This window comes from Paenibacillus piscarius, from assembly GCF_022234545.1.
Classification (GTDB): domain Bacteria; phylum Bacillota; class Bacilli; order Paenibacillales; family Paenibacillaceae; genus Paenibacillus_AQ; species Paenibacillus_AQ piscarius.
In genome coordinates this window covers 25,544-38,287 of record NZ_JAIEUI010000005.1, presented here as the reverse complement: position 1 = coordinate 38,287, position 12,744 = coordinate 25,544, and the positions used below count along the sequence as shown (strand labels likewise).

Genomic DNA, 12,744 nt, shown 5'->3' with positions numbered 1-12,744 from the left:
GAAGCTTAATTGGTTTTGTTGTTATCCATACGGCCGGAGCGGTAAAGATAGACACCAGCCAATATACATATGTACGCAAGCACGTGGCCGTAAGCGGCCAGAACCGTCCCAAGCGGCAGTGCATCGGCATTCATCAGCTTGTCCATGACCGGGTACACGGGCGGCAGGAGCACTTGTACAAGCGGACGGGGGATCAGCTCTGCCACTTTGCCTGCACTGATGGATAAGATAAGCACGATAAGCAATATCCCGGCAGCATAGCTCCTTCTAGGCACCCACGAGGATTGCAGAACCAGAGAGAGCGAGCTCCCTAAGATACCCAGAAGAACATGGCCTGCGTAGGCCAGCAGAATCCGCTGAAGCCCTGCAGGTTCAACGAAGCTTCCGGTGACAACCGGGTACAGAACCACAGGCAGAGCCAGCAGCAGAATCATCAGGACCAAGGTCAGAATAGCGCCAAGGCTATACCGGCGGGCACTGCGGAGCTGGACGATTACCACCTGCTTCTGCACGGCATATTCATGATTCAGGAAGCTTAAGCCCAGCCAGGCACAACCTGCATATACAAACACAGCTGTGGCGGAGTAGCTGCTCATTACCGGATTAGGCTTGTAAGAATAGAGAATAAGTACGGCAATGATCATCCCGGCGACCGGACCGAAATACCGCTGCGAGACACTGTAGCTCCGCATAAAGTAACCGATTAGTCCCTTCATCTGCTCCCACTTCCGATCTGCTTCTTCGGATCCATCCACTCTGCCAGATCACTCAGCCCTCCGAGCGGCTTCACCTCAACTACCGAACCGCCTGCGGATAGAATCTGCTGCAGGCAGATATCTGACATCTTCTGATCTGCGGTCAGCCCGATACAGGCTGTCCCTGAACGTTCCGGCACAGGCTGCATCTCGTATACTCCGGACAGACTCTTAACTGCCTGCTGCGCCGCTTCCGGCAGCCCGGTGCAGATAATATTCATGGCAGGCGCGCTCCGCAGATGCTCCGGTCCGCGAATCGTCCGGATGACCTGCCCTTCCTGCAATACAATCACCTCATCGCCCAGCGCCTCAATGATCTGCGGCTCGTGCACGGAGAAGATAAGTGCTGTGCCCTCCTGCTTCAATTCCTGCAGCAGCGCTATAAGAGTATCCTGTGCCGGCAGGTCCAGTCCGGACATCGGCTCGTCAAGCAGCAGAAGCTGCGGCCGGATCAGCACGCTCTGGATTAGATTGACCTTCTGCAGCATTCCCTTAGAGTACCCTTCCATCGGGCGGCTCCGGAAGGCATCCAGACCGAAGCGCTGCAAGAGACTGCTTACCCGGGAACGGGCCTCTCTCTCCGGGAGTCCGGCTATTCGGCCCATAGCGTGCAGATATTCCTCTGCCGCCAGCTTCAAGCCGGGAAATGCTTCAGGCGCATAACCAGCGGTGATCCCCTGATTATGCCATTTAAGCTCACCGGAGGACAGCTTCAAGAGTCCGGCGAGGATGGAGAGCAGTGTGCTTTTGCCGGAGCCGTTGCGTCCGATTAGGGCTGTTGCCGCACCGGGACGGACCGTCATAGAGATCTCATTCAGCACTGTACGGCCTCCGTACCGCTTGCTTCCCCGGGTTAATGTGAATAACGGTGATGTGTCCGTAGCTTCCAGGCCTCCTTCAACTCCTAATTGGTTACATTCGCCGGAACGCCCCTGTTCTCCTTTTTGAAGATAACAATTCCTTCCCTTCATACCAAAAAACCAGAACCGTGCGGAGGAATTCCGCAGCTGTCTGGTTCATTTACGTAGCCTATCCGGTAGGTGGCTGAACGTGCTTCAAGCCGTACTAAGCGTATACTTCAACAGCTTCACTGACTAATCTGCACGCCGCCGCCGCATTGCGGCAGGCATCGATACAATCCTGACAGTGGGTATGCTCATGTCTGCTGCTCGCATCTGCACAGCGGTCACAGATTTCAGCACACAGGCGGAGAATCTCCACCACGAACGGGCTTCTGCGGGTCATGGCCTGGACGGCGAAGGAGCAGATATCTGCACATTCCCGGTCCAGCTGGATGCTCTCCCTCAGGTCGGCAAGATTATATTCTTTCAGGCTTGAGACATAGCTATAGTTACAGGCATCCATACATTTGAGACAAGCGTCAATGCATTCCTGATATTGAATTCGGGTCATAGCCTTACTACCTCCTGCAATTATTATAGGGTATGCCTATGTATTAACCTGCAAGAATAAGAGCGAACCAGCCGGGCGGAGCCGTTGCCGATTCCGTTACAGTGTTCTTCGGACGCCTGCCGGTCTTGCCGGAGCCCTTCCTTCCAGCCTCAACAGCCCCGTACGCAGGTTGCCCGCTGAGAAGTGCTCCCCGATAAACACAGCGACATCCGGCACTTCCCCCTGGGGCGTAATCTTCATGAAATCCGCCTCCCGGTAGGCATACTGGAACAGGAAACGGCTGGAGGTATCATTAAAAGTCACAATCCCCTTAGCCCGGTATACATCACGCGGCAGCTCCTTGACGAATGCCTCGAATTCCTCGCTGTTCACCGGCTGCTCGAAATAATGGGTGTACGCCATCACATGATCATGGGAAGCGTGAACCTCCCCTCCGGTACTTCCGTATCCGCTATCGGCCCGCTCTTCAAGGTGGACGCTGCCTACACTGCCGAGCAGTGTCCCGGGCTCCAGCTCACAGCGGACCGCCGGCAGGATCTCTGCATAGGCATTCCACTTGCGCAGCACCTCTGTAATCCCGGCAATCTCCTCTGCCTGGATCCGGTCCGTCTTATTCAGAATCAGAACCGAGGCGCAGCGGATCTGCTCCTGCATCAGCCGGTAGGTTGCCCCCTGCTGGGAACGGTACAGCCCCAGAAGGTGGGCGGCATCAACAACAGTTATCAGTCCTTTGAGCTCCACCTGCAGGTAGAGCGAGGCCTCAGTAACCGCATCGACAATCTCCAGCGGATTCGCTGCGCCGGTGGCTTCAATAACGATTACATCCGGCGATTCCTTCTTGACCAGTGTCATCAGCTCAGTGCTTAAGTCGCCGCGGCTGGTGCAGCAGATACAACCGCCCAGCATCTCTGCCATTGGTACAGACTGCTCCACCAGCAGACCGTCCAGATTCACCTCGCCCAGCTCATTCATGATGACGGCCGGCCGGAGGCCCTGCTCGTTCCAATAGTCCAGCAGACGCTGAAGTAAGGTTGTCTTGCCGCTGCCGAGGAAGCCTGACAATATATAGACGGGTAGTGACTGTTTCAAATGCGTTCTCTCCCTGCATCAATCGTTTATGCTAGCGAGTGTACTACAATGGCCGCCTCTGTGCAAGGCGTACCTGCCGGATGGTGCCTTAAGGCGCGTTCTCTCCCGGGCTTGTCTTCGCCCCCTTCTTCCCCTATCATGAGGAGAGAATCTATCCAGAAGGAGCTGATGCGTATGTCATCCGTAGAAGAACACCGGAGTGAGGCCCCGGAATCCGTTGCCTGCTATGTTATAACGGTCTCTGACACCCGGACCCCGGATACGGATACCGGAGGGCCGCTGATCCAGCATCTGCTGGAAGCCGCAGGCTATACAGTTGTAGGCCGGACTATCGTCCAAGACGATTATGATGATATCCGCGAGCTGGTCTACCAGAGCTCTGTCCACTCGGGTATAGAAGCGGTGCTGCTGACCGGAGGAACCGGAATTTCTCCGCGTGATACCACCTACGAGGCCGTCGCCTCCCTGCTCGACAAGTCGCTGCCGGGCTTCGGGGAGATCTTCCGGCTCCTCAGCTTCCAGGAGGATATCGGGTCTGCCGCTATGCTCAGCCGGGCTATTGCCGGTACGATCGGCAGCACAGCCGTCTTCTCCATGCCCGGTTCGACCGGCGCGATCAAGCTGGCCATGGAGCGGCTCATTCTGCCTGAGCTGCGCCACGTGATGCGGGAGATCTATAAACGCTCCTGAGCAGGGATAGCCGGACACCTATTTTTTGTGCCGGATAGACGAATGTACAAACAGGCTCCCGGAACATGCGTATACTGGCATAAGTCCAATGCGAAGGAGCTGAGTGTCATGAGAAACTGTCCGAAATGTCCGGTTGAAACGGTTACAGATCCCACCCAGGTCGTCTATGAAGACTATTATCATCCCCAGGTGGTCCAGGTGGTCCACCATGTTGAGGTAGTCAGACGCCATCACTGTGTTCCGGTCCCCCAGCATATCTACACTTATTCCGTCCGGGACGAAATGTGCGGAACCGCTGGCATTATGCGCAGCAGCAGAAGAAGATAAGCTGATTACAGCAAAAGGCAAACCTGCCGTCCGCGCCTGATGAGCGCGGCGGCGGTTTGCCTTTTTGGGCTGCAGCAGCCTTTTAATGGATTGGCGGATCGGTATGGACATCTTCATCGGGGGCTGTTGCAGTCCAGCGTGTGAAGGTGACCCGGAAGCCCGCGCGTGTTGGTGCACAGAGGAATGGCCCGGCCTGCTTCCCGCTATCATAGGGGAAACGGGCAACCCGGATAGTGCGCCACGGATGATTCTCCGTTCTCGCTCTGAGAATGACCGCATCCTTCATCTGTGAAGCCCGCAGGGTGATCACCTCTCCTGACCATTCCGCGACCGGGGACAGCGACCAGTCGGAGTAGGTGTCTGTCACAACTGCTCCGATATGGGGAACCCCGTCATTCAGCTCAATGCCGGCCTTAATCCACTGCTGATCACCATACCACAGCATGATGCCTGCCTGATCGTACAGTTCAGTGAATCCGTCCAGCGCGAAGCTGACCTCAATGGCCTCATTGCCAACCCATGGTGCCAGCAGCGCATGGCCGTTGTCATGCTGGAAGCCGTACATCGTCTTCTGCCAATAATCGCTGCCCTCGGCCGCCTCCACGGTTAGCTGCTCCGCTTCCGCCCTGCTTGACACCGGTTCGTTGCTCCATACTCCTGACTGCCAGTTTATTCTTCTCATCACACACTCACCTTTCCTTTGCGTTTGTTCATTATGCCGTTAATTCTCTCAGAGCTGAAGATCATCACTATGATATACCCGATCAGGACTGCCGGAAGAATCATGAACGTGCTGCGCGCTGCCACCCAGCCGAGCAGCGGAGGCAGAAACGCCCCGCCTGTATAAGCCAGAGCCATCTGGTACCCCATAATCCGCTGGGAGTGCTCCTGGCCGAACCGGGCCGGCGTCTCATGCAGCATACAGGGGAAGATGGGTGCCGAACCCAGTCCGATCAGAATGAAGGCAATCATCGAGTAGATATCCGGCAGCGGCAGAGCCAGCACCACAGCGCCCAGCAGAGAGATTGCCAACCCGCCGCGGATCAGCGTCCGGTTGCTGAAACGGAAGGTGATGAAGCCGGTAATCAGCCGCCCGGCCGTGATTCCGCCGTAATACAGCGAGACCCAGCCAGCAGCCGTTGCCGCAGGAACCCCCTTGGCGTTGACCAGATAACTGCTGCCCCATAGCCCTACTGTAGCTTCAACGCCGCAGTAGAACAGGAAGGTCAGCATGGCAAGCTTCACTCCCGGGATGCGCAGCACCTTGCTGCCCGCTAAGGGAGCAACCGAAGGCAAGGCTTCCGCCTGCTCCGGCGTCACCTCATGCTGCGGACTGCTTCCCTTGCCCGCCCGCTTCCACAGGGGCAGACTGAAGAACAACACCACCACGAGTACGAACTGAATGATGCTTACAGCCAGGAAGCCCATACGCCAGGACTCACCGCCGGCAATATAACGCGACATCAGTATCGGTCCCAGCATGGCCCCGATCCCCCAGAAGCAGTGCAGCCAGCTCATATGATGAGCTTTGTAATGGGTCGCTACGAAGTTGTTAAGCCCGGTGTCGATGGAACCGGCTCCCAGACCGAGCGGCAAGGCCAGCACTGCAATCCACAGCACGGAGGAGGAGTACGCGAAGCCAAGCAAGGCCAGCGCCGTCACCAGCACGCTGATGAACGTTACCATCCCCGTGCCCAGCCGCTTCAGCACAATGCTGCTGGCCAGGCTGGAGATGATGGTCCCGGCCACTACAATCATCGACAGCAGCCCCGCCGCGTCGACCGGCGCTCCGAAATCCAGCCGGATAATCGGCCAGGCCGCTCCAAGCATCGAATCCGGGAGCCCCAGGCTAATGAACGCCAAGTAAATAATAATCAGAAAGACCGTTGCCATTGTAACCCCGCCTAACCCTCTAGTTTCGTTAAATACAGCCGCCGCTCCAAGGTTCCGAGCGTCTGGACGATCATGCCCCGGATGTAATCGGCGGAGAAATCATCGGACAGGCTTACCCGTGGCACAGCAGGTTCGGGCAGCAGGGTAAGGCACTGCTCCCTCACCGCTTCAAGATGCGCTTCGCCAATAAAACTGCCGTAGAGCACAACAATATCCGGGTTAAGTACACTGCTTACAGCAGCCGTAATCCGGGCCAGCGCATCGCTCAGCGCCCCGAAGGATGCGGTAAGCCCGCTGTCCCCCCAAGGAATTCCCAGCGGAATACCCGATACCTCCCCGGCGAAGCCGCGGCTGCCCTTGAACAGCTTGCCGTCTATGAAGATGCCCGCCCCGGGAGGGAAGCGGTCCGGGAAATATAGATAGACCACGGCAGCCGCTTCCTCCTGCATCCGGCGGCAATAGCCGATAACGGCAGCATTGACATCGTTCTCGATCACTACCGGCTTACCGTACCGCTCCCGGAAATGCTCCGCCACCTTCACTCCGCGCAGCGCTTCGTAATCGGAGGCGGCCAGCGTCCCGTCGGCTTCAGCACCCGGCAAGCCCAGCCCGATAGCCTGGATGGACGGATAGCTCTGCATTGAACGGTCAATGACCGCCTCCAGCGCCGCCAGATCCACGCGCGGGATCTCCACGCTGTCCGCCAGCAGCTTGCGGCCGGTAAGCGTGACAACCGTCCGGTGAATATAGATCTTCTCCCGCTCCTCGTGAGTGAACAGAATCAGGGCCAGCGCATACTCGTCATTGTAAATGTACTGCTTCGCCGGTCTTCCCCCGCTGGAGGAGAGCAGCTCTCCCGCCAGCACTTCATTCCGGTCCTCCAGGACCTGAAGTACCGTCCCCACCGTAACCACACTCAGACCGCAGCTCTCGGCAATCTCCCGTTTGGTTGCCTGACCCCGTTCCTTCAGCACCTGCCGCACCAGATTGCTGTTCACCTCACGCATAACCAGAGCGTTGCCGCCAATCTTTTTCATCTGCCTTCACCACCTGGTTATTATAATACTTTATTAAAGTGTTTTAATAAATACCCCGGAGGAATTTTAACATTGTATGTTGTTTTCCGCATACATTCGCCACACTCCCCCCCGCAGTTGCACATTGTGTGTTGTTTTCCACATACATTTGCCCTTCTCCCCCTTGCAATTGCATATTGTATGTTGTTTTCCACATACATTCGCCACACTCCCCCCATTATTGCACATTGTATGTTGTTTTCCACATACATCCGGCCTCGTTCCCCCTGCCAGCCCCAGCTTAGCGTCCCGGCTCACATAAATAACCCGGCAGAGAGACTCTGCCGGGCGGGGATGAAGCCTATATGATTACCGTTATCTTACAAGTCCGGATGCTCATGCTTCGCCTTGAGGCGGCTCCAGCGGCGCTGGACCTCGCTCTCGAAGCTGCGCAGGGCCGATTCGTTCTCCGGCTTCAGCAGATGGCGGGTCTTGCCCATCGTCTTCAGCCAGGCGGATACTTCTACCCTCTTATCCTTATCTTCAGGGTTATACGTGATGCTCGTAACGCCCTGCTCTACTTCATAGAGCGGGAAGAAGCAGGATTCGACAGCCAGGGACACGATGTCTGTTCCGTCCTTGTCCTCGCTCATCCAGTTCAGCGGGCAGGCGATGAGAATTTTGCCGTAGACTAGGCCCTCATTCTGCGCATACCACTGAGCCTTCGCTGCCTTCTTCAGCAGATCCTGCGGATAAGCTTCGCAGCCGGTGAATACATAAGGAATGTTGGTGGCCGCCATAATCTGCGCTGTGTCCTTATGCTGGGTTACCTTACCCTGCTGGGTTTTGCCGATGCTTGAGGTGGAAGTCCGGTGTCCGAGCGGTGTCGAATAGGACTGCTGGGCACCTGTATTCATATAGCCTTCGTTATCGTATTCCACGATAATCATCTTGTGGCCGCGCAGTGCCGCCCCGATAGCTGGTCCCATCCCAATATCCATCCCGCCGTCGCCGGTCACCATAACGAATGTGAAGTCTTCCTTCAGCCCTAAGCCGTCAAGCTCACCGCGGCGTTTGCGTTCCCAGAACATCTCCACCACGCCGGACAGTGTAGCTGCACCGTTCTGGAAGAGATTATGGATGAATGTCGATTTGTGGGAGGAATACGGATAGCCCGTAGTGGTGACCATGGCACAGCCTGTATGATACAGCGCTACGATATCGCCTTCGATTCCTTTGAAGAACAGCTCCAGACCGGAGAAAATCCCGCAGCCCGGACATGCCCCATGCCCCGGGGACAGACGTCTTGGCTTCTTCATCAGCGAGCGCACCGGCGGAACCCGGACACTCAGCTTGCCGGTCTCTTCGTTCTGGGTGACCGTGATCAGGCCGGTCTTCAGCTTATCGAAGTCCATCGGCTTCAGCAGGCGCTTCGGCGCATTCTCCGGCGCACCAGGGTTGTGGCCGTAATAATCAAACGGCACTTCTACGCGGTCAGCAACGACAGCATCCATAGCAAGCTGGAAGAAGTGATGCCCGTCTTCAGCATAGAAGTCTTTGCCGCCCAGCCCGTAGATCCGGCTGATGACCTTCGTCGTCGTGTTGCCGTAGGTAAACAGCGCAGCCTTAATCTCGTTCACCATGTTACCGCCGTGTCCGCCGACAGAATCCGCGCGGTCGCCTACCGTGATGGCCTTGACATTCTTCAGCGCTTCGGCGATCTGCTTCTGCGGGAACGGACGGATCATGTTCGGGGAGATAGCCCCTGCCTTGATTCCCTGCTCACGGAGCTGATCGACAACATCCTTGATAATCTCCGAAGCGGAGTTCATCAGGAAGACCGCAACATCCGCATCTTCCATCCGGTACTGCTCGATCATCTCATAATGGCGTCCGGTCAGCTCAGCGAATTCCTGGGCAATCTCTTCAAAGACTTCACCCGCATTGTACATCGCAACGGATTGCTGATAGCGGTTATTAATGTAATCCGGTTCGTTCATGTATGGTCCTACGGTTACGGGATTATTGCGGTCCAGCGTATCGGTGAATCCGGCCGGCGGCTGTTCGCCAACGAACTTGTGAACATCCTCGCGGTGGGCAAAAGCCTGCACCCGGCGCTTCTGGTGGGATGTAAAATAACCGTCGGAAGCGACCATAACCGGCAGCCGGACCTTGGCATGTTCCGCCAGCTTCAGTGCCATCAGGTTCATGTCATAGACGGACTGCGGATCACGGCACATCAGTATCGGCCAGCCGGTATTCAGCGCAAAGTACAGGTCCGAATGATCCCCGTGGATATTCAGCGGTCCAGAAATCGAGCGGCAGACCAGGTTCATCACCATCGGCATCCGCGTACCTGCTTGTACAGGCAATTGCTCCAGCATGAACATGTAGCCTTGGGCACTGGTCGCATTGAATACACGGCCGCCCGCAGTTGAAGCCCCGTAGCAGATCCCTGCAGAGCTGTGTTCACCGTCGGAAGGCACCAGCATGATGTCGTGCTGGCCGCTGGCCTTCATGGTATCGAGGAACTGGGCGACCTCAGTCGAAGGGGAGATCGGGAAATACCCCATGACATGATAGTTAATCTGATGGGCAGCATAGGCGGCCATCTCATTGCCGGATTCGTATAGGAATTTCTGCTCTACCTTGGCAGAGCCTAGTTCTTTCTCATAATCAATTGCCATAATTCATTCCACCCTTCCGGTATTTAGACTTGAGTGACCAGATCGAACTGATGCTTCACGGTATGGCTGTCTGCGTAGCCTTCCTTCTCCCTCATGCTGGATAACGCCGAGGTCGGACAGGCTCCGACGCATTTCAGGCAGCCTTTGCAGTATTGATAGTCAATGCCGAGCAGGAACATCTGCGAACGGCCCTTGCGGTCCAGACGCTCTTCCCATACAAAGCATTGGTCGGGACATACCGTGTCACATTGTGCGCAGTTGATGCAGGACTCCATCTCATAGGCAGGAAGCATACCGGAGCGGGAGATGCTGAGATTCTTCAGGAAGCTGCTGCCCGGATTCGTGATCGTTCCGCCGATCGGCTGGGTCTCATAACCAAGAGCCGAGACATCGGAACGGACATATTCCGGCATAGTGTCGCCGGGGGCCAGCTCATACGTCATGAATTGCACTTCATTGTAGCCGCGCTCGAAGGTCGTAATGGCCGATTGAACGGCCTGCGGATATTTTTTGCCGAGAGACTTCTCAATAACGCCCTTCATGGTTTCGGTATCGAGGAACGGACAGAGCCGGAAGAGCGCTCCAAGCATCGCCATGTTCACCCGGTTCTTCTCTTTAAGCGCGATGCTGGTCGCATCGATTACTGCAATCGTGCCGGCCTTCATCTTCAGCAGCTCTCTGAGTTCTTCCGGCGTCTTGGCCGAGTTCACGAGAACGGTGCTGTGTTCATGAATTCCGCTGGTTACATTCACGGTCTTGGCCAGTGCTTCATGGAAAACGCCAACGACATGCGGACGCTCTACAGGGGAGGTATCACGGATGTGGGTATTCAGGTCACAGAAGCGGATATGCGCTTTAACCGCAGACCCCTTCTTCTCCGAACCATACGATGAGAAGCTGACGCCGTTCAGTCCTGCGCCGACCACTCCCGCTTCCGCCAGCATTTTCCCTGCGAGGTTCGCGCCCAGGCCACCAATCGATTCGAGACGAATCTCAAAGAAGCCGAGCTCATTTACTTTTGGCAATTGTACCACCGGGCATAACCCCTTTCTTAATGCATCATTTTGACTTTTAGAGCGATTGTAACTTGAATCCGTGAGCCGCGAAGTGACATATCTTGCATGTTCCACACTTTGGGAATCACAATATTTTATAGACTCATAGCAGTTTCTTTATATGCGACAGCGCGGTGTAATTTCAATAGAAGATAACCTTCCATGAAATCGACAAATTGTGAAAATCCTGTGAAATTCCGCACTTTCCCAAGAATGCTGTGGAAACAATGTCATCCTTAATTTAGCAATAAAATTAAAAATTAAGATGTTAAAAATATCACAGAAATAATGATAAAGATCACAGTCGCACGCCGGATAAAGAAAGAAAACTCCTGTCCATCCGGACAGGAGTTTCGTATTCAGCATGAAGCCGCTTAGTAAGTCCACCAGTTGCCGGACATGACAATGAGCGAGAAGAGCTTGAGGCTGTCTTCATAATAATCCTCTGCTGCGCTGCCTGCTGTATGGCTCCAGAGGGAGTTCAGCCAGCTCTGATTGGCGGATGAGGTCATCGCACCTACGCCGAACGGGCCATAGAAGGCACCGCTGTTGTAGCTGCCGAAGGTGGTTCCATCCAGCTTATAACCATCCTTGATGTTCCCCGGAGTCCCGCCTGTCTTGGCCTTAATCCAATTGTTCAACTGAGTGAGCTGGGATAAGGCGCGATTATCGCCGGTGAGCAGGTAGTCGGTGGCAATCCGCCATGGGACACGGCAGGAATTATAGTTATAGGCACCGTCACGGTCTGATTCCAGGAAATTCGGTGCAGCCGGCTTATACGTGTTGTTGGAGTAGACTACGAAATCGGGAAGCAGGCCCGTAGAGGAGCTATAGCCGCTAAAGAGGCTATTGATCAGGGTATAGGTCTGATTGGTTACATTCTGCCAGCGGGAGTCTCCGGTCGCGGCCTGGAAGGCTTTGAAATGATTCAGCAGGAAGTCGGAAGGGCGGGTTGCTGTATCATAAGAGCCGCTGGTCGCCCAATCTCCCAGACGGATGGTCCAGCGGGACTGGTTAATGTCATTACTCATGATGGCGTTAATGATGTTGTTCGCAGCTTGCAGGTAGTTCACCGTTCCGCTGCTGCCCCACTGCCGGTGGGCGAGCAGCAGAGAGTAAGCAATGTCCATGTCGCCGTCTGTAGCCGAATTCTGGCCTTCGACATTCTGGAAGCTGCTGTTCTGCTTCCAGGACATCAGGTAAGGATTAATGGAGCTGGGATGCGCCTTGTAGTAGTTATAGAGTCCGTTGTAATACGTCTGCGCATTGGAGTCATAACCGGCCATCAGTACAGTGAACAGCATCCCGTAGCCGATCGCTTCGGATACCGTCTCCCCGTCCGAATTATACTTCACATAATATTTCCCGGTGCCGGCAGGCTTCAGATAAGCGCCCTTCCAGGCATCCCATTTGCTCTTGACCACATTATCCATGGCGGTTTGGGTAACGTTATTCGGCTTGATCGTTCCGCTGGTATAGGTGGTATGCTGCGGGAAGGGCTTGTTCACGGCAGCGAAGGCAGACCCGGCAGGTACGATGAAGATGGCCAGACAGAGAAGCATCAGACTGGTCCAGTGCAGCTTGCGTTTGGTTGGCTTGTTCATCACTCGCTCACTCCTCTAAAGTTAGTGGATGGAATCGGTATAGATTTGCCGACAGCTCCAACGGGCAACAGCAGGGAAATAAAGGAGAAGCTCACCTCCTAAATTCAGAGTGGCGGCTACAGTACAAAGCGTAGCGGTTATAATGAGCTGAGGATTAAATTAAAGCGTTTAAACTTTCACTGCATAATCAATCTCTTTCTTCCAATTATGTTAAT

General features: G+C 55.3%; 12 protein-coding genes. 2 read left to right on the top strand and 10 right to left on the bottom strand.

Annotated features, from left to right (window positions below):
* Window positions 1–5 precede the first annotated feature (5 nt).
* The 4 genes from K1558_RS10595 to K1558_RS10580 form a co-directional block, all read right to left on the bottom strand.
* The gene (locus K1558_RS10595) at window positions 6–716 is read right to left on the bottom strand and encodes a hypothetical protein (protein ID WP_238651541.1); all 711 of its coding nucleotides are present in this window, start codon (window positions 714–716) and stop codon (window positions 6–8) included.
* Entirely contained in the window at window positions 713–1,576 is an 864-nt protein-coding gene (locus K1558_RS10590; protein ID WP_238651540.1) for an ABC transporter ATP-binding protein, read from the bottom strand. The genes K1558_RS10595 and K1558_RS10590 overlap by 4 nt, the downstream gene beginning before the upstream one ends.
* A 244-nt stretch (window positions 1,577–1,820) precedes the next feature.
* Window positions 1,821–2,168: a four-helix bundle copper-binding protein gene (locus K1558_RS10585; RefSeq protein WP_238651539.1), complete on the bottom strand. Its 348-nt coding sequence runs from the start codon at window positions 2,166–2,168 to the stop codon at window positions 1,821–1,823.
* A gap of 96 nt (window positions 2,169–2,264) precedes the next feature.
* Window positions 2,265–3,257, bottom strand: a complete 993-nt coding sequence (locus K1558_RS10580; protein WP_238651538.1) for a CobW family GTP-binding protein — start codon at window positions 3,255–3,257, stop codon at window positions 2,265–2,267.
* Between the two features lie 168 nt (window positions 3,258–3,425).
* On the opposite strand from K1558_RS10580, the gene K1558_RS10575 reads away from it, so the two are divergent.
* Both K1558_RS10575 and K1558_RS10570 read left to right on the top strand, forming a co-directional pair.
* Window positions 3,426–3,947, top strand: a complete 522-nt coding sequence (locus K1558_RS10575; RefSeq protein WP_238651537.1) for a MogA/MoaB family molybdenum cofactor biosynthesis protein — start codon at window positions 3,426–3,428, stop codon at window positions 3,945–3,947.
* A 108-nt stretch (window positions 3,948–4,055) separates the two neighbouring features.
* On the top strand, window positions 4,056–4,274 hold the full coding sequence (locus K1558_RS10570; protein ID WP_238651536.1) for a hypothetical protein: 219 nt from the start codon (window positions 4,056–4,058) through the stop codon (window positions 4,272–4,274).
* Window positions 4,275–4,356: 82 nt separating this feature from the next.
* Here the strand turns inward: K1558_RS10570 and K1558_RS10565 are convergent, their stop codons facing one another.
* The 6 genes from K1558_RS10565 to K1558_RS10540 form a co-directional block, all read right to left on the bottom strand.
* Entirely contained in the window at window positions 4,357–4,956 is a 600-nt protein-coding gene (locus K1558_RS10565; RefSeq protein WP_238651535.1) for a DUF1349 domain-containing protein, read from the bottom strand.
* Entirely contained in the window at window positions 4,956–6,167 is a 1,212-nt protein-coding gene (locus K1558_RS10560; protein ID WP_238651534.1) for an MFS transporter, read from the bottom strand. Before K1558_RS10560 ends, K1558_RS10565 begins: the two co-directional genes overlap by 1 nt.
* Window positions 6,168–6,178: 11 nt before the next feature.
* Window positions 6,179–7,204, bottom strand: a complete 1,026-nt coding sequence (locus tag K1558_RS10555; RefSeq protein ID WP_238651533.1) for an ROK family transcriptional regulator — start codon at window positions 7,202–7,204, stop codon at window positions 6,179–6,181.
* Between the two features lie 359 nt (window positions 7,205–7,563).
* Complete coding sequence (locus K1558_RS10550) at window positions 7,564–9,870, bottom strand: thiamine pyrophosphate-dependent enzyme (RefSeq protein WP_238651532.1); 2,307 nt, start codon at window positions 9,868–9,870, stop codon at window positions 7,564–7,566.
* Window positions 9,871–9,893: 23 nt separating this feature from the next.
* Window positions 9,894–10,904 (bottom strand): 2-oxoacid:acceptor oxidoreductase family protein, encoded by a 1,011-nt coding sequence (locus tag K1558_RS10545; RefSeq protein WP_238651531.1) that lies wholly within the window; start codon window positions 10,902–10,904, stop codon window positions 9,894–9,896.
* A gap of 395 nt (window positions 10,905–11,299) precedes the next feature.
* Complete coding sequence (locus K1558_RS10540; RefSeq protein ID WP_238651530.1) at window positions 11,300–12,529, bottom strand: family 8 glycosyl hydrolase; 1,230 nt, start codon at window positions 12,527–12,529, stop codon at window positions 11,300–11,302.
* Between the last annotated feature and the right edge of the window lie 215 nt (window positions 12,530–12,744).